This window comes from Ruegeria sp. BH8 (genome assembly GCF_056538065.1).
In genome coordinates, this window is record NZ_JBQFSP010000001.1 from 1168416 (window position 1) to 1190991 (window position 22576).

General features: G+C 58.4%; 19 protein-coding genes. 7 read left to right on the forward strand and 12 right to left on the reverse strand.

Features of this window, described 5'->3' with window-relative positions:
* Window positions 1–18 precede the first annotated feature (18 nt).
* Both ilvN and ACR0AD_RS05795 read left to right on the forward strand, forming a co-directional pair.
* Entirely contained in the window at window positions 19–579 is a 561-nt protein-coding gene (gene ilvN / locus ACR0AD_RS05790; RefSeq protein ID WP_209503637.1) for an acetolactate synthase small subunit, read from the forward strand.
* Between the two features lie 313 nt (window positions 580–892).
* Window positions 893–1612: a helix-turn-helix domain-containing protein gene (locus tag ACR0AD_RS05795; protein WP_480480478.1), complete on the forward strand. Its 720-nt coding sequence runs from the start codon at window positions 893–895 to the stop codon at window positions 1610–1612.
* 9 nt (window positions 1613–1621) lie between these two features.
* Here ACR0AD_RS05795 and ACR0AD_RS05800 read toward each other — a convergent pair whose 3' ends face one another.
* From ACR0AD_RS05800 to prfB, 4 genes are all read right to left on the reverse strand, one after another.
* Window positions 1622–2407: a DUF2189 domain-containing protein gene (locus tag ACR0AD_RS05800; RefSeq protein ID WP_480485340.1), complete on the reverse strand. Its 786-nt coding sequence runs from the start codon at window positions 2405–2407 to the stop codon at window positions 1622–1624.
* 22 nt (window positions 2408–2429) lie between these two features.
* Complete coding sequence (locus ACR0AD_RS05805; protein WP_480485338.1) at window positions 2430–3830, reverse strand: amidase; 1401 nt, start codon at window positions 3828–3830, stop codon at window positions 2430–2432.
* A gap of 102 nt (window positions 3831–3932) precedes the next feature.
* Window positions 3933–4637 carry a M50 family metallopeptidase gene (locus tag ACR0AD_RS05810; protein WP_480485337.1) on the reverse strand — a complete coding sequence of 235 codons (705 nt, stop codon included), beginning with the start codon at window positions 4635–4637 and terminating at the stop codon, window positions 3933–3935.
* A gap of 1 nt (window position 4638) precedes the next feature.
* Window positions 4639–5766 (reverse strand): peptide chain release factor 2, encoded by a 1128-nt coding sequence (gene prfB / locus ACR0AD_RS05815; protein ID WP_267364019.1) that lies wholly within the window; start codon window positions 5764–5766, stop codon window positions 4639–4641.
* 77 nt (window positions 5767–5843) lie between these two features.
* Here prfB and ACR0AD_RS05820 point away from each other — a divergent pair, with 77 nt between their 5' ends.
* Window positions 5844–6674 carry an aminoglycoside phosphotransferase family protein gene (locus tag ACR0AD_RS05820; protein ID WP_480485335.1) on the forward strand — a complete coding sequence of 277 codons (831 nt, stop codon included), beginning with the start codon at window positions 5844–5846 and terminating at the stop codon, window positions 6672–6674.
* On the opposite strand, the gene ACR0AD_RS05825 is transcribed toward ACR0AD_RS05820, so the two are convergent.
* From ACR0AD_RS05825 to ACR0AD_RS05835, 3 genes are all read right to left on the reverse strand, one after another.
* Window positions 6668–9157: a penicillin-binding protein 1A gene (locus tag ACR0AD_RS05825; protein WP_480485333.1), complete on the reverse strand. Its 2490-nt coding sequence runs from the start codon at window positions 9155–9157 to the stop codon at window positions 6668–6670. The genes ACR0AD_RS05820 and ACR0AD_RS05825 overlap by 7 nt on opposite strands.
* Window positions 9158–9251: 94 nt before the next feature.
* On the reverse strand, window positions 9252–10472 hold the full coding sequence (locus ACR0AD_RS05830) for an N-acetylmuramoyl-L-alanine amidase (protein WP_480485332.1): 1221 nt from the start codon (window positions 10470–10472) through the stop codon (window positions 9252–9254).
* A gap of 66 nt (window positions 10473–10538) precedes the next feature.
* Window positions 10539–11702, reverse strand: a complete 1164-nt coding sequence (locus ACR0AD_RS05835) for a pyridoxal phosphate-dependent aminotransferase (protein ID WP_480485331.1) — start codon at window positions 11700–11702, stop codon at window positions 10539–10541.
* On the opposite strand from ACR0AD_RS05835, the gene ACR0AD_RS05840 reads away from it, so the two are divergent.
* Together ACR0AD_RS05840 and ACR0AD_RS05845 are read left to right on the forward strand one after the other, a co-directional pair.
* Window positions 11701–13083 carry a M48 family metalloprotease gene (locus ACR0AD_RS05840; protein ID WP_480480464.1) on the forward strand — a complete coding sequence of 461 codons (1383 nt, stop codon included), beginning with the start codon at window positions 11701–11703 and terminating at the stop codon, window positions 13081–13083. The genes ACR0AD_RS05835 and ACR0AD_RS05840 overlap by 2 nt on opposite strands.
* Window positions 13080–13838 carry a DsbA family protein gene (locus ACR0AD_RS05845; RefSeq protein ID WP_480485329.1) on the forward strand — a complete coding sequence of 253 codons (759 nt, stop codon included), beginning with the start codon at window positions 13080–13082 and terminating at the stop codon, window positions 13836–13838. Before ACR0AD_RS05840 ends, ACR0AD_RS05845 begins: the two co-directional genes overlap by 4 nt.
* 57 nt (window positions 13839–13895) lie before the next feature.
* Here the strand turns inward: ACR0AD_RS05845 and ACR0AD_RS05850 are convergent, their stop codons facing one another.
* The 4 genes from ACR0AD_RS05850 to hemA form a co-directional block, all read right to left on the reverse strand.
* Window positions 13896–14714, reverse strand: a complete 819-nt coding sequence (locus ACR0AD_RS05850) for a DUF2189 domain-containing protein (protein WP_480480460.1) — start codon at window positions 14712–14714, stop codon at window positions 13896–13898.
* A gap of 165 nt (window positions 14715–14879) precedes the next feature.
* Window positions 14880–16001, reverse strand: a complete 1122-nt coding sequence (ispG, locus tag ACR0AD_RS05855; protein ID WP_209503626.1) for a flavodoxin-dependent (E)-4-hydroxy-3-methylbut-2-enyl-diphosphate synthase — start codon at window positions 15999–16001, stop codon at window positions 14880–14882.
* 71 nt (window positions 16002–16072) lie between these two features.
* Entirely contained in the window at window positions 16073–17278 is a 1206-nt protein-coding gene (locus ACR0AD_RS05860) for a helix-turn-helix domain-containing protein (protein ID WP_267364006.1), read from the reverse strand.
* 129 nt (window positions 17279–17407) lie between these two features.
* Window positions 17408–18631 (reverse strand): 5-aminolevulinate synthase, encoded by a 1224-nt coding sequence (gene hemA / locus ACR0AD_RS05865; protein ID WP_480485327.1) that lies wholly within the window; start codon window positions 18629–18631, stop codon window positions 17408–17410.
* 327 nt (window positions 18632–18958) lie between these two features.
* Between hemA and ACR0AD_RS05870 the strand changes: the two genes are divergently transcribed.
* Window positions 18959–20344 (forward strand): M20/M25/M40 family metallo-hydrolase, encoded by a 1386-nt coding sequence (locus ACR0AD_RS05870; RefSeq protein ID WP_480485325.1) that lies wholly within the window; start codon window positions 18959–18961, stop codon window positions 20342–20344.
* A 154-nt stretch (window positions 20345–20498) separates the two neighbouring features.
* Here the strand turns inward: ACR0AD_RS05870 and lpdA are convergent, their stop codons facing one another.
* Window positions 20499–21893 (reverse strand): dihydrolipoyl dehydrogenase, encoded by a 1395-nt coding sequence (lpdA, locus tag ACR0AD_RS05875; protein WP_267364003.1) that lies wholly within the window; start codon window positions 21891–21893, stop codon window positions 20499–20501.
* A gap of 215 nt (window positions 21894–22108) precedes the next feature.
* On the opposite strand from lpdA, the gene ACR0AD_RS05880 reads away from it, so the two are divergent.
* On the forward strand, window positions 22109–22543 hold the full coding sequence (locus tag ACR0AD_RS05880; protein WP_480485323.1) for a hypothetical protein: 435 nt from the start codon (window positions 22109–22111) through the stop codon (window positions 22541–22543).
* The last annotated feature ends 33 nt before the right edge of the window (window positions 22544–22576 follow it).

Consider the following 22576-nt stretch of genomic DNA (forward strand, 5'->3'; position numbering starts at 1 on the left):
ATGATGAAAGGGACATAAATGTCTGCCCTACATATCAAAAAAGGCTCCAATCGCCATTCGGCCTATAACCTACGGCCTACCTTCTCGGACGTGCAGGAACGCCACACCATTGCCGTGCTGGTCGAGAACGAACCCGGTGTCCTGGCCCGTGTGATCGGTCTGTTCTCGGGGCGCGGATACAACATCGAAAGCCTGACCGTGGCCGAGGTGGATCACACAGGACACCTGAGCCGCATCACCATTGTCACTACTGGCACACCGCAGGTGATCGAACAGATCAAGGCGCAGCTGGGCCGGATCGTGACTGTCCATGACGTGCATGACCTGACGGTCGAAGGCCCTTCGGTTGAACGCGAACTGGCCATTATCAAAGTCGTGGGTGAAGGCGACAAACGCGTCGAGGCGCTGCGCCTGGCTGACATCTTCCGTGCCAATGTGGTCGACAGCACCCTGAACTCTTTCATCTTCGAGATCACCGGTGCGCCGGACAAGATCGACGCTTTTGCTGACCTGATGCGCCCGTTGGGCCTGATGGAAATCGCCCGCACCGGCGTGGCGGCCCTGCTGCGCGGCGACTGAACAATATACCCGCCTTGGGGCTTTTCCTGCATCCAAGGCGGGAGCACATCTTTGAGTTGGTGGGCATTTGCAAAATCAACCCACACGTCCTTCTATGCGCTAAATTTGCCATAGGGTAAGCTTTTCCGGGTAAAGATTAGGCATTTTCAGATAAAGCCTATTGCCATTGCGCTTTATGGCATTAGCCTCAACGCGCAACGCGACGTGGGGATACGTTGCTTGGGGTCAATCTGTACGATTTTTCAATGCGCGCCGGGGCTTGGTTCCAGTGCTGCGATGGTTTTTCAGGAAACTTAGCAAGGCGTGGGCATCCATGACCGACGACATTCGCAGCCCGGCTGAACTTCGCGCTATGTTTGGCGCGAATCTGCGGCAACTGGCACGAAGGTATCGGTCGGTCTCGGCACTGTGCCGCAAGCTTGGCGTGAATCGGACGCAGTTCAACAGGTATCTTTCGGGCGAAAGTGTTCCACGGCCGGATGTTTTGGATCGCATCTGCCGGTTTTTCGACGTGGATGCGCGCATCCTCCTGAAGCCCCTGGACGAAATTGAAAAGATCGAGGACCACCCCGCAGCGGCGGCCTTGACTGAGTTTCTGGGATCAGGTGTGGACATGATCGCCAGAACTGCGTTTTCTCCGGGGTTTTATGCCGTGATCGAAAGCGTCTCGGCCTCGCACCGCATGACCTTGCTGCACGCCCGACCACTGGCCCAATGCACATTGATACGCGGATATGTCTCGCGCGCCGCGATGCCCGAAGCAACGCCGCAGGCGCGCGAAATACAAGGGATCGTCGCCTGCACCGGCAGTTCCGTCTATATGCTGACCTCTCAGCGAGCGGGTCAGAACAGCCGCGTTTATATGATTTCACCCGATCCCACGGGAACAGCGGTTCAGTGGCGCGGCACGGTCATAAGCCCGGCCGCCCCTGAGGCACCGGAACCCGTGGTTCTGAAATATCTCGGGCACGATGCAACGGCGATTTTCGCCGCTGCGCGCTTGTCGACCAACAATCCGGCACAGTATCCCTGAGCGGTTTTCTCAGGACGATGTGCCCTCCCCTTCGACTTGGGTGATTTGCCTATACAGGTGCCAACTGGCATGGCCTAACAGTGGCAGAACCACCAAAAGGCCCAGAAACCAGGGCACCATGGCCAGGAACGTCAGAACAGCGATGATTACCCCCCAGGCAAGCATCACCGGAAAATTCCCGGACACATAGGTAAAACTTGCAATCATTGCCGTGACAAAATCCAGTTCGCGATCCAGCAGCAGTGGGATCGACAATACGGTGATCATATAGAGAACGGTTGCGAATACCGCCCCAACCACCGTGCCCACAGCCAGCATTGTCAGGCCATTCGCCGTCAGAAAGACCTCAAGCGAGGATGACACGTTAGTCATCGTGGCCAGCCCAAGGAACAGGGCAAAGATCATGTGCCCCAGGAAAAACCAGAACAGAAACACCACGACGATGATGGCGCAAATCGACGGCAATTGCCGGCGGCTTTGTTGCAGCACGACACCAAAGATTGCACCAAGATCCAGCGGTTCGCCCTGTTCCAGCCGGTGCGACACCTCGTAAAGGCCAACAGCGGCAAACGGGCCGATCAGTGGAAAGCCGATAGCTGCCAGAACCAGCCAGAAGGTTGTACCAGTCTGGATGGTGACCCATGCCATCGCCCATCCCGCAAGCACGTAGAACCCGGCAAAGATCAACCCGAACTGCGGCGCGCGCCGAAAGTCGGCCCAGGCGCGCTTCAACGCTGTGCGCAGCATGGCTGTATCTACCGGACGCATGTCCGGAACGCCAAATGGCTTTTCCATTTAGTCTCCTCCCTGATCGGCGTTATGACATCGCCGGCCTCTTGTTAGGCCAGTCGGTTTCGGTGTGATACGCCGCCCCGACCGACAGTAATTTCTGATCCGATCCTTTTGGTCCAAACAGTTGAAAGCCCATGGGCAGGCCCTGCACACCAAACCCGGCGGGCGTGGCCAGACAAGGCAAGCCAATCAGGCTGACCGGTACCGTGACATGCATCCAGCGGTGATATGTATCCATTGCGCGGTCCGCGATCCGGGTGGGGTAAGGTGTTTCGATCCCAAACGGCCAAACCTGTGCGGATGGCAGGACCAGGGCATCAAACCGCTCGAACAGTTCCGCCGCGCGCCGGAACCATTCTGACCGGATTACGCTGGCGTGATGCACATCCATGGCACTCATCGTCAGACCCCGGTCCAGCTCCCACTGGGCTGTGTCTTTCAGATGGTCCCGTCGTTCAGCCAAAGGTTCCAGCCCTGCGGCGACAGTCCAGGACCGCAGGGTGATCCAACTGGTCCATAACCGTTCGGCATCGAAAGGCGGGGCGACATGTTCAACACGCGCGCCCCGCGCTTCGAACACCTTCAACGCATCCCGGCACAGCTCAAGGATTCCGGCTTCAACTGGAAAGGCCCCGCCCCAATCGCCCAGCCAGCCAATGCGCAACCCGTTCAGATCTGCTGCGACCACCGGGGAAACCCGTGCGTATTCTCCGACCAATGGCAGGCGCGGATCGGGCCCCGAGATCACGTCGAGCAGGATACCCAAATCTTCAGGACTGCGCGCCATCGGCCCCAGCGTGGACAGTTGATGCAGGAAACTGTCACCCACAGGATCAGACGGCACCCTGCCCCAGCTTGGGCGAAAGCCGTAGACGTTGTTCCAGGCCGCCGGGTTGCGCAGGCTGCCCATCATGTCAGACCCGTCGGCCAATGCCACCATACCCGTTGCCAAAGCCACTGCCGCACCACCGGATGAGCCACCGCAGGTGAAACTGGCGTCATACGGGTTGCGCGTCGCACCATAGACCGGGTTGAACGTGTGCGAGCCCAGCCCGAATTCCGGCGTATTGGTCTTGCCGATCAGGATGGCGCCCGCGGCCCGCATCCTGGCGGCAATCAGATCATCCCTGTCAGGGACGGCATCCCTGAAAACAGGCGATCCGTGCGACGAAACAATACCTGCCACATTGACCAAATCCTTGACCGCAATTGGCAGGCCGTGCAGCGGGCCAGTGACAGGACCGCTGTCGCGGGCCTGCGCTTCGGCCATCAGCTCGCCCTTGTCCCGCAGCGCCACGATGGCGTTCACGTCACCGTTGACTTTGGCAATGCGATCCAGCGTGGCCCGCATGACTTCTGTGGCCGAAACCTGCCGGGTAGCCAGTTGGTTCAGAAGCTCTGTGGCAGATATCCGGGTCAGGTCCATAACACGCCAGTCTGTTGTTGGTCTTCAACAGCCTAGCGAGCGGTTCACCTCATTTAAACCCACTGTTTAGATGTATCTTTTCTTGTCTCACAAACAACAACATCACAACGCTCTGCGGTGCAATGGCAGGTTGCTGTCCCGGCCCAACCAATACCGTAGACAAAGGGCAATGGCGCCACCACTCAACACCAGCCAGACCCCACCCCACAGCATCGCGGTGCCGCCGAATTCCTCGGCCAACAAGAACGCGTCCGAGCGTGCGCCGGATCGTCGGATGGTGTCATCAAAGATATCAAACGGCACGTAGATCATGCTGGTCAGCCCGACAACGCGCAGCACCAGATCACTGACCTCGTGGCTCACGAACCACGCTGTCGCAATCATTGCGGCCCCGACGCCTGCGCAAAACAGCAAGGCGAAAGCATCGCGTATGTACAGCAGTGCGATCAGACACATGATTGCGCCGAAAACAGCCAAAACAGCCCGGTCAGCATTTGTCCTCAAGGCAATGATCAAAAGCGCAATACCAAACACAAGCGAGCCGAGATAGCCGGCGGACAGGCTGAGAAACCTGCTGCCGCCCAGGCCGATCACCATTCCGCCTTGCTGGGGTGAGATCGTGAAACTCTCGACCGAGCCGCCAGTCAATAGGATTGTCACGGCATGAGACAGCTCATGCAGAAAGACAACCAGAATTTTTAGCGGAACAACAAACGGCGTGTTCCAGAGCGCAAAGACCAGACCGGTGATCAGGATTAGCTGCCAGTGCCCTTTCAGCAGGTCCGGAAAGGAACGCTGGCGTGTCACCTTAGCTGTCGCCCTGCGCCTCGGATCGGCTTTTGCCTGCCACGTTCAGGGCCAAGGTTGCCGCCATGAATCCGTCCAGGTCCCCGTCCAGAACCCCTTTGGTATCCGAGGTTTCGTGATTGGTTCGCAGGTCCTTGACCATCTGATAGGGCTGCAAGACGTAAGACCGGATCTGGTTGCCCCAGCCCGCATCGCCCTTAGCCTCGTGCGCCGCGTTGATATCCGCGTTGCGGCGATCCAGTTCCTGCTGGTACAGGCGCGATTTCAGGGCTTTCATGGCAATATCACGGTTCTGGTGCTGCGACTTTTCCGAGCTGGTCACAACAATCCCGGTCGGGATGTGCGTGATCCGAACAGCCGAGTCGGTGGTGTTCACGTGCTGGCCGCCAGCCCCCGAAGAGCGGTAGGTGTCGATGCGAATATCGGCCGGGTTCACCTCGATCTCGATATTGTCGTCGACCACCGGATAGACCCAGACCGAACTGAAAGACGTATGGCGCTTGGCAGCCGAGTCATAGGGCGAGATCCGCACCAGCCGGTGCACGCCGCTTTCCGATTTCAGCCAGCCATAGGCATTGTGACCGGAAATCTTGTAAGCTGCGGATTTGATCCCCGCTTCTTCGCCCGGTGTCTCGGATTGCAGCTCGACCGTGTAACCCTTTTTCTCGGCCCAGCGCACATACATGCGCGCCAGCATCGACGCCCAGTCGCAGCTTTCGGTTCCCCCCGCGCCCGAGTTGATTTCGAGGAACGTATCATTGCTGTCGGCCTCACCGTCCAGCAGCGCCTCAAGCTCTTTTTTGGCGGCTCTGGCTTTCAGCGTCTTGATCGCGGCTTCGGCATCCTGAACGACTTCTTGGTCTTCCTCCATCTCGCCCAACTCGATCAGTTCGATATTGTCGTTGAGGTCGGTCTTGATGGATTCATACGTCTCGATTGCATCGACCAGCATCTGCCGCTCGCGCATCAGTTTCTGCGCGTTTTCAGGGTTATCCCAAAGGTTGGGGTCTTCGACGCGCGCGTTGAATTCCTCAAGGCGATGCGGTGCGGTTTCATAGTCCATACGCTGCGCCAGCAGCTCCAGCGACTTTTTGATATCCGCCACGATGTTCTGGGTTTCGGCGCGCATGGTCTTGTCCCAACTTGCTCAATCAGGCCTGCGTGATAGCAAGAGGTGCGAGACACCACAAGACAGGCTGGACCTGAATGCAAAACACAGTCGAAGAGTTTCTGGGCAGATGGGATTTGCACTTGCCTGAACTGATTGCGGACACCGGCCATGCAAGAGTGTGGAAAGTACAATCCAATTGCGGTCCGGCTGCCTTGAAGCTTTATCGCAGGCAAGATCGCGGGAACGAAAAACCGGGCACAAACTTGTTGGTCGGGTGGCGCGACAGGGGCGCTGTTCGGATTCTGGAAGAGGCACGGAGCGCCGTACTGATGGAGTGGTTGGATGGGCCATCTCTGGGAGATATCGCCCGCGCGGGCAGGCCCGAAGACGCCGTCAAGACACTTGCGGAAACAGCAGCGTGTTTGCACGCAGGGGACCCGGTCAGCGCCACTGGAATGAAACCCTTGCAACAGGTGTTCGGCCCTTTGGCTGAATGCACCTTTGCGGCCGAGTGCCCCGCCCAACTGCGTAACGCGGTGAAGTCAGCGATTGCACTAAGTGAAGACCTGTTAGACAGCCAACCTTCACCCGTACCTCTTCACGGGGATTTTCACCCAGACAATGTCATTATGACACTATCAGGACCCCGGATCATCGATGCAAAAGGTTATCTAGGCGATCCCGCTTTTGAACTGGCCAACGCGTTGCGACACCCTAAGGGAATGCCGGATCTTGTGCGCCAACCCCTGCAAATCGAAACCTGTCTGTCGGAGTATTCCAAAGCAATGAGTGTTCCACGAATACGGCTGGCTCAATGGGCTGCCGCGAAATGCGCATTGTCCATCTACTGGCGATCTGACGGCCCGATCTGCGGTGACGCAGAAGCTGATCTACTAAACCTGTTTCTGAAAGCGGCCGGTCAGTAAAGCCCACCGGTGCTCAGGTCCCCTTGGGAAGCTTTCGGTCCAACGGTCACGGTCTCGCCCGTTGACGTCTGGACCTGAACCCCCGCGCGCTGGACTTCTTCAAACAATGGCAGGTCCGATCCGATGGCAAAACCACCATCATAGACACGGTCGATGAAACCATCGACACCGTCGCGGAAGAATTCGGCCACGACATAGTCACCGGTGGCATCATCGGGCAGACGGGCCCCGCTGAAGCGGTCGATCTTGATGAAATGGCCGCCTTCGGGCACTTCGAACGGACCGCCGCCGTATTTCTCGACCGCTTTTTCCATGAAGCTCTGGAAGACCGGGCCGCACAGCGTGCCACCATAGGCCCCACGTCCCATCGGACGCGGTCGATCATAACCGATGTAGCAACCGGCCACGATATTCGACGTAAAGCCGATGAACCACGCATCCTTCGAGTCGTTGGTGGTTCCGGTTTTGCCCGCTGTTGGCACAGGCAGATTCACAACGCTGGATGCCGTCCCGCGATCGACCACACCTTTCATCATCGATGTCAGCTGGTAGGCGGTGATCGCATCCATGACCTGTGCGCGATCCGTGACAAGCGTCGGCGATTCATCTGGTTCCAGCCAGGTCGAGTTACAGTCCAGACACTGACGGTCATCGTGGCGATAGATGGTTTTTCCGAACCGGTCCTGAATGCGGTCGACCAGAGTGGGCTCCACACGCTGGCCGCCATTGGCGAACATCGCATAGGCCGCGACCATCTTGTAAAGCGTGGTTTCCTCGGCCCCCAGCGAGTTGGCCAAAAACGCGCCCATCCTGTCATAGACACCGAACCGTTCCGCGTAGCCCGCAACGACAGGCATTGTAACTTCCTGCGCCAGACGGATGGTCATCAGGTTCCGCGACTGTTCGATCCCTGTGCGCAAAGGTGTGGGGCCGTAGAATTTGTTGGAAGAGTTCTTGGGGCGCCACAGCCCCTGCGGCGTGTTCACTTCGATCGGCGCATCGACGACGATTGTCGCGGGGCTGTATCCGCTGTCCAGCGCAGCAGCATAGACAAATGGCTTGAAGGACGATCCCGGCTGGCGCTGTGCCTGTGTGGCCCGGTTGAACACGGTGTCCTGATACGAGAACCCGCCCTGCATCGCCAGAACGCGACCCGAGTTCACATCCATCGCGACAAAGGCACCCTGCACCTCTGGCACCTGGCGGGCCGACCATTGCCCATCTTCACCCGCAACAACAAGAATGACATCGCCGCGCTTGAAGTTGGCCGCAAAATCACCCTGCATCCACTTGATGTCCGCGCGCGGGATAATCCCATCGGCAGGACCTTCTTCGACACCAACTGTCAGTTGCTGGTCGGTCATGCCCAGGACCACGGCGGGATACCACCGGGTTGGCAGAATGACGTCGCGCGGAACTTCCACGGCCGCCAGCGCCTCGCGCCATTGCGCCTCATCCGCCAGTTTTTCTTCCGGGATCACGTCACCTGTTCCACGCCATTTGCCACGGGAGCGGTCATATTTCTCGAGCGCCTCGCGCAGGGCACGTGCGGCCTCAACCTGCATTTCCTCATCCACCGATGCACGCACGGTGAAGCCGCCGGTAAAGAACTCGCCCTCACCAAAATCTTCGCTCAGCTGGCGACGGATTTCGTCGGTGAAATAGTCGCGGGGCGGCAGGGCTGTACGGAAACTTTCAAAATCTCCGTTCTGGACCGAGCGCAGTGGCAATTCGACCTCAGCCTCATAAGTCGCCTGATCGATGTAACCGTTCTGCTGCATCTCGCGTAACACGTAATTGCGCCGGGCCAGAAGGCGCTCTTTTTGCCAAACGGGGTGGTAATCTGACGGCGCTTTGGGCATGGCAGCCAGCATGGCGGCCTCATGCGGGGCAAGTTCCTGCAGGGTCTTGTTGAAATAGGTCTGCGCGGCGGCAGTCACACCGTAAGAGTTCTGGCCCAGAAAGATCTCGTTCATATAAAGTTCGAGGATCTGTTCCTTGTCCAATGTATCCTCAAGCCGGGTCGCAAGAATGATTTCCTTGATCTTACGCTCGGCCCGGCGGTCACCGGACAGCAGAAAGTTCTTCATGACCTGCTGCGTAATAGTCGACGCACCGCGAACGGTTTCGCCCTTGGTCCGCACCGCCTCGACCCCGGCGGCAATGATGCCGCGCGGGTCATAGCCCTGATGGTTGTAGAAATTCTTGTCTTCCGCCGAAATAAACGCCTGCTTCACCAGATCCGGGATTTCCTCGGACGGGGTAAACAGGCGGCGTTCCTGCGCGAATTCATCGATCAGCTTGCCTTCACCCGAATAGATCCGGCTGATCGTGGGTGGCTTGTACTGTGCCAGCGACTCGTGGCTGGGCAGATCGCGCCCATACATCCAGAACACCGCACCGATCACCAGCGCGGCCATGAAAATACCCAATGTCACGAGGCTGAAAATCGCCCCGAAAATCGAAAGAATGAACCGGATCACGTTACTGCCTTTTTCTCGCGGTGCCGCCTATATAGTGATGCGCCGCCCAAGGGTCAAAACACCGAGCGTATTCTAGCCGTTTTGCGCCGCAAGGTCACTGGCCAATAAGGGATTTGCGGATCACATCCTGCTGGCGCCAATCTTCAAGCCCCCGATGAATTCCCAGCGCCATTCTCGCCCGCCAATCAGGATCATTGAGGTTCTTCAGGTCTCTGGGGCTGGACAGAAACCCAAGCTCGACCAGAACCGACGGGATGTCCGCCGCCTTGAGTACTGAAAAAGACGCGGTACGCAGGGGTTTGCCGTTCATCGGCCCCCCTTGTTGTGCCAGACCGTTTGCAATGGCCTTGGCCAGCGCGCTTGTGCGTGGCATCGTTTCCTGACGGGCCATGTCCAGCAGAACATCCGTGATCTGATCATCTGCCCCGTTCAGATCGACACCGGAAATCAAATCCCCGCGGTCATGCCGTTCCGCCAGCTTCGCACTGGCCACATCGGAGGCATCGTTGGACAGGGTATAAACCACCGCGCCATGCGCCCGCCCTTCGGACAGGGAATCAGCGTGCAGCGAAATGAACAGGTCCGCACCGGCCCGGTGCGCCAGCGCAATTCGGCGCTCCAACGAGACGAACTGATCGTCGACCCGTGTCAAAACCACCTCGTACCCGCCTGATCTTAGAAGGATTTCGCGCAGCTCACGCGCGAAAGTCAGCATCAGGGTTTTTTCATCAATCGCGTCAGTCTCGGCCCCCGGATCAATGCCTCCGTGGCCCGGATCCAGCATGACACGCAAGGGTCGGTCGGCACTGCGCACCGCGGCTTGCGGCACATCCGCCGGTTCCGGCAAGTCCCAGCCCGGGTTTCGCGGCGCACCTGCCGAGGCGTTGAAAGCATCGAAATCCGTCCCCTTGAGGTCGAGCGACAACAATGCAGCCCCCGAATCCTCTGCCACCGACATTTCTGCTTTCGTCACTGCCATCGGCGCACCCAGTTCCAGCACCAGACGTGACCAACCCGGAACATATGCGCCGAACTGCACGCCGCTGATGCGATTGGATTGCAGGAAGTCTTCGCGGGTCAGCCCGGCCCAATCCACTTCGTTGAAGTCCAGAACCATACGGTAGGGATCCTGCAAGGTGAAAATCCTGTAGGGAACGCCCTGACTGAGGGCGATGTCCACCCGAACACCGGTACGCCCGACATCCGTAATACGGCTCTGGTCAGGCTGGACACGCGCCAACGCGCTGAAATCCTGCGCAATGGCACCACCAGCCAACGCCCAACACAGCGCAATGCTAAAGAAGATCCTGCTCATGGCCTCAAGTTATCCCGAGATCGTTTGTCCGGCACCCTATACCACAAGGGGCGGTTTGTGAACGGCTCAGGCCGGTTCCCTGACTGCGCCGCGCCGCGTCATAAACAGGCGCAAACGCTCAAGCCCTTCCTGAATGTCATCCGTCGCGCGCGCATAGGAAAATCGCAATGTGGTATGGCCGCGCTGTGGGTCAAAATCCAGCCCAGGTGTCACGGCCACACCGGCATGCTCCAGAATCTCGGCCGCAAATGCGCGGCTGTCATCGGTCAGATCAGACACATCGGCATAGACATAAAACGCCCCGTCGGGTGGCGCGATGTTCGAAAACCCGGCTTTGGGCAGCCCGTCCAGCATCAGCGCGCGATTGCGGCGGTACACGTCCAGATTGGCTTGCAATTCGTCATCGCAATCCATGGCAGCCAGCGCTGCGACCTGACTGGCATGGGGGGCGCAGATGAACATGTTCTGAGCGATCCGTTCGACCACGCGCACCTGATCCTCGGGCACCACCATCCAGCCTACGCGCCATCCGGTCATCGAAAAGTACTTCGAGAATGAGTTGATCACATAGCATTCATCTGTCAGTTCCAGCGCCGTCACGGCCTTGGCTTCGTATTCCAGCCCGTGGTAAATCTCGTCACTGATGAACGACGCGCCCTGCCCGTGCGCCGCCTCGATCAGGGCGCCCATGGCGGCCCGGTCCAACATCGTACCGGTCGGATTTGCAGGTGAGGCCACCATCAGCCCCTTCAGATCCATCCCCTGAATATCCGCCGCCACGGGCTGCAACCTGTTTTCCGGCGCGGTCGGCAGGTCGACCGGAACCAGACCCAGTGCCTTCAGGATCTGGCGATAGGACGGATAGCCGGGCGCGCCGATACCGACACGGTCGCCACTGTCGAACAATGCGGTAAAGGTCAGCAGGAATCCGCCGGACGAGCCAGGTGTGATCACCACCCGCTCGGGGTTCAGATCGACATTGTACCAATCGCCATAAAGCCGGGCGATCCGCTGCCTCAGGGCGGGCAGACCCAGAGCAACCGTATAGCCCAGCGGGCCTTGCTCCATCGCTGCGGCCAAAGCTTCGGTCGCACCCTTGGGCGCGCCGGTTCCGGGCTGGCCGACTTCCATGTGGATCACGTGGCGACCTGCCTCTTCGGCCTTGCGTGCCGCCTCCATCACATCCATCACGATGAAGGGATCGACCCCGGACCGGGTTGAGTTTCTCATGCCCATCTCCCATGTTGCAGTCATGGCTTTTGAGCGCGTATCCCGGTTGGCGTCAATCCCGGCCCTGATGGTTGCCGTTGTCGTCTGGCTGGCGGCAGCGGTTCAATCGCACGCGCAAAGCCTGATCCGCGACCCTGATATCGAACATGGCCTGCGTGAACTGGCCTTTCCGGTGTTGCGGGCTGCGGGGCTGAACACGAACCGGGTTCAGATTCTGGTCGTAAACGACAACACGTTCAATGCATTCGTCATCGACTACAACGCGATTTATGTGAACTACGGGCTGATTCTGACCGTCGAAAGCCCCGAGATGTTGCAGGCTGTCATCGCCCACGAGGCCGCACATATCTCGAATGGTCATCTGGCACGACGGGCTGAGAACCTGAAAGCGGCGCAGCGCAACGCCAGCCTCGGCACGGCTTTGGCCCTGCTGGCAGCTGCGGCAGGTGGGGGCGAGGCCGCCATCGGGATCGCTGCTGGCACCCAAGGCGCAGCAATTCGCGGTTTTCTGGGTCACACCCGCGCGGAAGAGGCATCCGCTGACCGCAGCGCCGCAAGTTACCTGCGATGGGCCGAAATCTCACCCAGCGGGATGGTGGAACTGCATCGGAAGTTCGCCGGTCAGGAACTGCTGAGTGTCGCCAATCAGGACCCCTATATGCGCTCACACCCAACAAGCCGTGATCGTCTGCGCGCCGCCGAGGCGTTCCTGGACGAGTTTGGCGACCGCGCCGTTCCAAACCCCAATTCGGATTACTGGTTTGCGCGGGTTAAAGGCAAGCTGTCGGCCTTTCTGCGGTCACCCAGCTGGACCTTGCGGCGTGCCGGTGAAGAACCCTATCGCGACATCCGCCTGATGCGAGAGGCTTCGGCCTATCATCAGAACCGCGATCTGTCCCGCGCCCGTGCCGCGATAGACGCGGCACTTGCCGAACGTCCTGATGACCCGTTCTATTACGACCTAAAGGGGCAAATCCTGTTGGAAAACAGAAGGGTAAGCGAGGCTGTTAAAGCCTATGCAAGCGCTGTTGAAAAGGCCCCGAACAATGCGTTGATCCTTGCGGGCTATGGGCGCGCCCTGCTGGCGCAAGGGGAAACAAAACAGGCATTGAATGCATTGGAACAGGCGCGTGCGCGCGACTTTCGTAACGCACGCCTGATGCAGGACCTGGGTGTGGCTTACGCGCAGGTCGGAAATAACGGTATGGCTTCGACCGTGACGGCAGAGCGTTACGCGCTGCAAGGTCGGATGGAGGATGCCGGAATTCACGCGAAACGGGCCGTGGCGCAATTGCCCGAAGGCTCTCCGGGTTGGCAAAGGGCACAAGACGTGCTGATTGCCTCAGAACGACTCAAGAAAGACAAAAGGAAACGGAAATGATCCTCAGACATGCTGCACCTGCCCTTCTGGGGCTTTCCATGGCGGCGACCTCAGCACAGGCGCTGGACCTGAACGCGATGAATGATGCCGAAAAGGCAGAGTTTGGCGCTCAGGTACGCGAATACCTGCTGGAAAACCCCGAAGTCATTATCGAGGCAATCAATATCCTCGAACAGCGAAACGCAGTGGCCGAAGCGGCCGCCGACAAAGAACTGGTCGCCGCCAATGCGGAAGAACTGTTCGACGATGGCTATAGCTGGGTCGGCGGCAACCCGGACGGCGATATTACACTGGTCGAGTTTATGGACTACCGCTGCGGCTATTGCCGCCGCGCGGTGCCCGAAGTGGCAAACCTGCTGGCCAGCGATGGCAACATTCGCTTTGTGATCAAAGAACTGCCAATTCTGGGCGACGCATCTGTTTTGTCCTCGCGCTTTGCCGTGGCCACCAAACACGTCGCTGGTGGTGACGCCTATAAACAGGTTCACGATGCCCTGATGGCCTTCAACGGCGAACCGTCCGAAGTTACCCTGCGCCGCATCTCTGACGGGCTGGGCCTGGACAGCGACGCGATCATCGCCGCGATGGACAGCGACAGCGTCACGGATGAGATCAGCCGCACCCGTGCCCTGGCGCAACGGATGCAGATTTCGGGCACGCCCTCATTCGTGCTGGGAACCGAGTTGCTGCGCGGCTATCTGCCCGCCGATCAGATGCAGCAGATTGCAGATGGCGTTCGCGCAGAACAGGGTTGATAGGTATTGGGGGCGGCACAGCTGCCCCCAGACAAAAAGGCGGACTGATCACTGACCTCAGCCGTCTGCCGGTTCCACGGCCCGTTGATAGAGATGCCACGTTGTATGGCCAAGGATCGGCAAGGTAAAGATCAAGCCCATAAACGCCGGAACCATCGACAACAACATTGTGACCGAGATGATCGCTGCCCAGCCAAGCATGACCACAGGGCTTTCCGAGACGACGCGTAAGGACGTCAACATGGCTGAAACGAAATTGGTTTCCCGGTCCAGAAGCATGGGCATGGCGACGACAGTTACCGAAAACAGGACAGCCGACAGAAACGCTCCGACACAGGTGCCGATTGCAAGGAATGTCCACCCCTGCGGAGTGAACAAGATGATGTTCAAGAATCCATCGAAATCCGAAAAGGATGAATTCTGCAGGATGATCGCAAGCCAAAGCCGGACCTGATAAACCCAAACCCAGAAAATGAACAGCGTGACAAAGGCCATCCAGCCCATTTCGCGCTTGCGTTGATCGGCCATGACAGTGAGGATTTCATACCAGCCAAAACTCTCGCCCTTCTGTAACCGCCGGGACATCTCATAAAGTCCTGCAGCGGCGAAAGGCGCGACCAGAGGAAATCCGACAATCGCAGGAATGATCATCCAGATCTTGCCAAGCCAGACCAAGCTCCAGACCATCAGGATTCCGAAAGCTGCATAGAAAAGCCCGAAGAAACCGCTCATGAAGGGGCGCGCCAGAAAATCGGAAAACCCAGCTTTCAGTGACGCCTTTATATCATCCGAAGTAACACGATTGACCTTGGGCATGGCCTGCTGGTGTGGCGTCAGGTTCTCGGGTGGCGTAGGGCCTGCGGTCTTGGATGTCATGACACACTCCTCCCAAAGCATGGGTCCGCGCTGGTCTGCTTACCGACGGAACCAGCGGCGAAACAGGCAAGTTCAGTCACGAAACAAGTTAGCAACAGCTCAGGCACTGGGGCAAGGGATGAGTAAGGTCGCTATGCCTGCGTTACCGACACAGCCGACCCCACACTACTCTGCCGCTTCCGCAGCCGCGTCCAATTCAGCCGCTTTCTTTTCGACCTGTTCCACGATGTGGTCGATCATCTGATCGTTGGACATCTTGTGGCTGGCCTTGCCCGCCAGATAAACCATCCCGGATCCTGCCCCGCCACCGGTAAACCCGACATCGGTCATCAGCGCCTCGCCCGGTCCGTTGACCACGCAACCGATGATCGACAGGCTCATCGGTGTCTTGATGTGTTCCAGACGACGTTCCAGCGCCTCGACGGTCTTGATAACGTCAAACCCCTGTCGCGCGCAGGACGGGCATGAGATGATATTGACGCCCCGGTGGCGCAGACCAAGGGATTTGAGGATTTCAAAGCCGACCTTAACCTCTTCTACCGGATCGGCAGACAGGCTGACGCGGATCGTGTCACCGATCCCCATCCACAGCAGGTTGCCCAACCCGATGGCAGATTTGATGGTGCCGGACACCAGTCCGCCCGCCTCGGTGATACCCAGATGGATGGGCGCATCAGTGGCTTCGGCTATGCCCTGATATGCGGCGGCGGACAGGAAAACGTCGCTGGCCTTCACACTGATTTTGAACTCATGAAAATCATTGTCCTGAAGGATGCGGATATGTTCCAACCCGCTTTCGACCATCGCTTCGGGGCACGGTTCGCCATATTTCTCAAGCAGGTGCTTTTCCAGACTGCCCGCATTCACGCCAATGCGGATCGAGCAATTGTGGTCGCGCGCGGCCTGAATGACTTCTTTCACCCGGCGTTCATCGCCGATGTTGCCGGGATTGATGCGCAGACAGGCAGCGCCTGCTTCGGCCGCCTCGATACCACGGCGATAGTGAAAATGGATGTCCGCAACGATGGGCACCGGGCTTTCGCGCACGATCTCTTTCAATGCCTTAGCCGACGCCTCATCGGGGACTGAAACGCGCACGATATCCGCGCCAGCCTCGGCTGCGGCCTGAACCTGCGCCACTGTTGCCGCCACATCGGTGGTCAGGGTGTTGGTCATGGTCTGAACAGCGATCGGGGCATCGCCCCCGACAGGGACGTTGCCGACCATGATTTGACGGGATTTACGACGATAAATGTCGCGCCAGGGGCGCACGTGATTAAGGGACATAAGGACGGATCCGCGTCTGCCTGAGTTGCGACAGTAGATAGTCCGGCAAAGGGGTTACCGCAATGGCAAGATCACTCGGCGGGCGCTTCTGTCGCCGCGGTTTGCAGTTCAGCCACCAGCTGCTTGAGCGCGCTGTTCTGATCCGCTTCAAGATCAGCAACGGCATAAACTTCCGAAACTGCGTCTTTCGAAAGGATCACCCCTTTGGCAACCGTGCCGGGTGCCCCTGCCGGGCCATAGTGCTCGCCGTTCATCGAGAAATAAACCGATCCCGACGCCCCTGCCCGCAACAGCGGCGGTTCTTCTGTCAGCGGAACCTCAAAGACACTGCCTTGCTCGACCGTTCCAAGCGTCCCTTCGAAAATGACACTGCCATCTGCCGCCGTTACCCGCATCCAAGAAGGATCGACAGCAACGATTTTCAGCGTGGTATCAACCTGTTCCACGACCTGAGGCAAAGCTGGTCGTTCAACCGTGTGCACTTCGGCAACTTCGAACTGCGGCAGGCTTGGCGGGCGGAAGGTTCCGACATCACGCGGATCAAGGGTCGAAATCGGCGCATCGCGGGCAACCAGAACCGGAACATCCAACGCCTGCGGACGATAGAGACGGTCCAGTGCCTCGGTATTCGCCGCAGCAACCACATCATCGACAACGCCGCCGCGCACGGCATCCAGCGGATCAAGGTCGGACAGCACCACAGGCGCTTGTTCAACCGGGCTGACCTGCACCTGCTGGATCTTGTTCAGAACGGCCCACCCGCCATAGCCGATGCCGCCAATTACCGCCAACAGCACCAGCGACGAGCCGATGGCGCGCGGTTCAATCTGACTGACCAGAGATTCCTTGCCCGGAATGTACGGCGTATTGGGCGAGATGAAGGGATCGCGCCCCATTGGCCCACGCGCCGGAAGCGCACCGGTCGGCTTTCGCACCACCGAGGCCTCGGCCGACATGCCATGCGCGACCGAAAAACCGCTTTCCGCGCAGAAAGTCGAGAATGTTTCATCCGGGTTCATACCCAGATAACGCGCATAAGAACGCACATACCCGGCGATAAAGCCGGGTGTGTCAAAGGCGTCGGGATCCGCGTTTTCGATGGCAGCAATGTAGTTGGCTTTGATCCTCAACTCGCGCTGAACATCCAACAGGGATTTGCCCATGGTTGCGCGTTCGCCGCGCATCTTGTCACCAAGGCGTACCTCGTAGTCATCAAACCCTTTGGGTCTGACATCTACGTCCTCATCAGATTCGCGCTGTGATCTGCGCCCAATCATTCCTGCTGCCCCATTCTGCCTGTCGCGTGTTTCGCGTTAGCGGCGAATCATCCCCAAAACGATTCGTCTGCCAATTTTGTTAGCGTAAGCTTAACACGCGGCAAATACGTTGCACACTTTGGCGTGAGGTTAACCGGCAAGTTCGGCGCGATTTAGCGCACAATGTGACCAAAGTTCGTCCATCGCCTGTACCAGACGGTTCATTTCGTCAGGTCCATGCACCGGAGAAGGAGTAAAGCGCAGACGCTCGGTTCCGCGCGGAACGGTCGGGAAATTGATCGGTTGCACATAAATGCCGTAATCATCCAACAGCATATCGCTGAGCTTCTTGGTATGGACCGGGTTTCCGACGATCACGGGCACGATATGGCTTCCGTGGTCGATCAGCGGCAGTCCCATCCCCTTCAACCGCAGCTTGAGGATTTTGGCTTGCGTCTGATGCTGCTCGCGCAGTTCAGGTGCAGTTTTCAGGTAGGCAACAGATGCGGCAGCCCCGGCCGCAACCGCAGGTGGCAGGGACGTGGTAAAGATAAAGCCCGGTGCGTATGACCGCACGGCGTCGCACATCTTGGCGCTGGCAGCGATATAGCCGCCCATCACGCCATAGGCTTTTGCCAGCGTGCCGTTGATGATGTCGATCCGGTGGGCAAGGTTATCGCGCTCGGTCACACCGCCGCCGCGCGGGCCATACATGCCCACCGCATGCACTTCGTCGATATAGGTCAGTGCGCCGAATTCATCTGCCAGATCACAGATTTCTTCGATTGGACCAAAATCGCCATCCATTGAATAAACCGACTCGAATACGACCAGTTTGGGCGCGGCGGGGTCATCCGCCTCAAGCAGTTCGCGCAGATGCGCCACGTCATTGTGCCGGAAGATGCGCTTAGCCCCGCCATTCCGGCGCACGCCTTCGATCATCGAGGCATGGTTCAGCGCGTCAGAATAGATGATCAGGCCCGGGAACAGTTTGGGCAGCGTGCTGAGCGTTGCGTCATTGGCGATATAGGCGCTGGTAAAAAGCAGCGCGGCTTCCTTGCCGTGCAGATCGGCCAGTTCAGCCTCAAGCCTTTTGTGATAAACTGTGGTGCCCGAGATATTGCGTGTACCGCCCGAACCTGCACCGGCTGCATCAACAGCTTCGTGCATTGCATTCAGAACGACCGGGTTTTGCCCCATGCCCAGATAATCGTTGCCGCACCATACGGTGATATTCTGCTGTGACCCGTCCGGACGCGTGCGCACCGCATGGGGGAAATGTCCATTGCGACGTTCGATATCGATAAAGGTCCGGTAACGACCTTCATCATGCAGCCTGGCAATCGCTGAATCGAGCTGAGCAGTATAGTCCAAAGGACCCTCCTTGAACGCCCGTATCCGGTTTCCCACTGGGCGATATTTTCGCCACATCCCACAGCTTACCCTGTTTCGGTGGCTTTGTGTTCCCTTATTCAGCTGGTTACAGCCGAAAAGGTGAACCCAACTTTGATTTGCATCAAATATAAGTTTGCACCCCGTCCGACAAGTAAAGTTACGGCCATCGGACGCGTGGAAACGACGCAGGGCTCGCCGCCCTACCCAAGCTTACACTGCCGGGCCGCAATCCGTGTCAACACCTCTGGACGGCGCCGACAACGCTGCTAGGGTTCGCAGGAACAAAAAAACAGGCAGGAGCCCCCCATGTCGCTAGACGCCGTGCTGAACCGGATTGACGAAGATTTGCAAACCTCGATCGACCGCCTGATGGAACTGCTGCGCATCCCGTCGATTTCGACCGACCCCGCATACAAGGCCGAGGTCAGCCGCGCCGCAGACTGGCTGGTTGCCGATCTGAACAGTATCGGAATTGCGGCTGAGAAACGGGAAACACCGGGCCACCCAATGGTTGTCGGTCACGTGGGTGAGGACGCGACCTCACCGCATTTCCTGTTTTACGGCCACTACGATGTGCAGCCGGTCGATCCGCTGAACCTGTGGAACCGGGATCCGTTCGATCCCGCCATTGAGGACACCGAAACCGGTCCAGTCATCCGCGGACGCGGAGCATCAGACGACAAGGGTCAGCTGATGACTTTTGTCGAAGCCTGCCGCGCCTGGAAGGCCGTGCACGGATCCTTGCCCTGCCGCATCACTTTCTTTTTCGAGGGCGAAGAAGAATCAGGCTCGCCCTCACTGGTTCCTTTCCTCAAGGAAAATGCCGCCGAACTCAAAGCGGATCTGGCGCTGGTCTGCGATACATCCATGGTGTCACGCGGCGTTCCGTCAATTGCGGCGCAGTTGAGGGGCATGCTGAAGGACGAGTTTACCATTGTGGGGCCGCGCATCGACCTGCATTCCGGCCACTATGGCGGCCCGGGCCTGAATCCTCTGCGCGAACTGTCGAAAATCGTGACCTCTTTTTATGACGACGAAACCGGACGGGTCGCGGTCGACGGATTCTACGAAGGTGTGCATGAAGTACCCGAAGACCAGTTGCGCCAATGGCAGAATTGCGGCTTCGACGAAGCGGATTATCTGAATTCGGTCGGCTACACCCAGCCGCATGGCGAAAATGGGTACTCCACCTTGGAGCAACAATGGGCACGACCAACGCTCGAAGTGAACGGGCTGTGGGGCGGTTATAACGGTGCGGGCTCCAAAACAGTTATTCCGTCCGAGGCCCATTGCAAAATCACCTGCCGCCTTGTTGGTGACATGGACCCGGACGCGCTGCGCGCCAAAATCCGCAAACATGTCGAGGATCGGCTGTCCCCGGACGCCAAAGTGGTCTGGGACAACGACATGGAAGGTTCTCCCGCGTCGGTCATGAATATCACCCGCCCCGAATTCGAAGCCGCGCGCGGCGCGCTGTCGGATGAGTGGGACCGCGAGGCAGTGTTCACCGGCATGGGGGGATCAATCCCTGTTGTCGGCTATTTCAACACCGTTCTGGGGCTCGACTCGATGCTGGTTGGCTATGCAAACGAAGATGATGCCATCCATTCGCCGAACGAGAAATATGACGTGAAAAGCTTCCACAAGGGCATCCGGTCATGGGTGCGCATTCTGGATGCTTTGAACACATAGTTTTTTTGCGAGGCTCTGCCTCGCGCTCCGGGATATTTGCAGCCAGATGAATAATGGATCCCTGCTTCATCTGGCCCAAAATATCCCGGGGGAGGCGCGCGGCACGCGCGGCGGGGGCAGAGCCCCCCACCCGGCCGGGGCAAATACGCCGGTCTTACATATGGATCACGCGGCCATAGGCATCCAGCACACTTTCGTGCATCATCTCTGACAGTGTCGGGTGCGGGAAGACAGTGTTCATCAGGTCTTCTTCCGTTGTCTCCAGCTGGCGACCGACCACGTAACCCTGAATCAGTTCGGTAACTTCGGCACCGATCATGTGGGCGCCCAGCAACTCGCCTGTTTTCGCATCAAACACGGTTTTGATCAGCCCGTCCGGTTCACCCAAAGCGATGGCCTTGCCATTGCCGATAAAGGGGAAGCGGCCGACTTTGATGTCGTAACCCAGTTCTTTAGCTTTTGCTTCGGTATATCCAACCGAGGCAACCTGAGGCTGGCAATAGGTGCACCCTGCGATGCTTTCGGGTTTGACCGGATGCGCATGTTGACCAGCGATGAGGTCCGCAACCATAACACCCTCGTGGCTTGCTTTGTGCGCAAGCCAGGGCGCGCCCGCGATGTCACCGATCGCATAAAGGCCCTCAACCCCGGTGCGGCAATACGCGTCCGTGACCACATGTGTCCGGTCGATCTTGACGCCCAGAGCTTCCAGACCGAGGTTTTCGACATTGCCAACGATCCCGACGGCCGAGATCACTGTGTCGAACTCGTGTTTTTCAACCTTGCCTTTAACCTCGATATGCGCGGTCACTTTCCCCTTGCCACGATCCAACTGCTTGACCATGGCCTTTTCCATGATGGTCATGCCCTGTTTGGTGAACGCCTTCTTGGCCAATGCGCTGATCTCGGCATCTTCTACCGGCAACACCCGGTCCATCACCTCGACAACCGTGGTGTCTGCGCCCAGCGTATTGTAGAAACTGGCGAATTCGATGCCGATCGCACCAGACCCGATGACGAGCAGTTTTTTCGGCATCCGCGGCGGTTGCAGCGCGTGCTTGTAGGTCCAGACCAGATCGCCATCAGCTTCAAGGCCCGGCAGTTCCCGCGCCCGTGCCCCGGTTGCGAGAATGATGTTCTTGGCGGTCAGTTCCTCGGTGCCTTTGTCGGTCTTGACGCTGACCCTGCCCTTTGCGGGGATCGTGGCCTGACCCATCACAACGGCAACCTTGTTCTTCTTCAGCAGATGGCCGATGCCACCTGACAGCTGCGCAGCTACGCCACGGGATCGTTTGACCACCGCGTCCAGGTCATATCCGATCTTTTCGGCTTTCAGACCGAAATCCTTGGCGCGCTCCATCAGATGGAACACTTCGGACGACCGCAACAGCGCCTTGGTGGGAATACAACCCCAGTTCAGGCAGATCCCCCCCAAATGCTCGCGCTCGACAACCGCGGTTTTCAAACCCAGCTGGGCTGCGCGGATTGCAGCGACATAGCCGCCGGGGCCAGCCCCGATTACGATCAGATCATAGGATTGTGCAGCCATGTGTTCCTCTCGGCGCAGGAGTTGAAAATTTAGTTTACCATTAAACTATTATTCGGAACGCATCAATATACCCATCCCGCGACAAATAGGACGCAGGGTAAGCGATGCCTGAACTTGCGGATTTCAGCCTATACCCCGGGCCATGCAATGGCTAGAAAAGAAACGACGACACCAGTCGGACCTATTCTTTTCTCAACCCATTCAAGGGGCTGACCATGGCCAAAACTCTGAAAGATCTGCTGCTTGCCCTGCTCAACGCCACATTGATACTTGTTGCGCTGTGCCTGTTTCTGGGCTGGAAACTGGCGTCGAAAGCCGAAAGCATCACTGCTGAAGTCTCGCAAACGGTTCAGGCCGTGGCTCCCATCCGGGATGAGGCAAAGGGCATTCGGGACGAGCTTGCGGCGTTGCGGACTGAATTGGCGGCACTTTCACAACAAGACACGTTGGCAGACAGCCAAGCCGCGCAAAACCTCCGGGCAACGCTGGGGCGCCTGAATACAGCAGAACAGAAGCTGCAAACGGTTCAGGAGCGGATTTCGGAACTTGCTGACACGCCAGAATTGCTGATTGCGCAGGCGATCCAAACCGGTGCCGATATCGCGGCAGAACGCGTTTTGGCATTGCGGGGATGTACACCGGAGTCATAAAGCGCAGCCGCGACCAAAGCGCGGTTGCGGCTT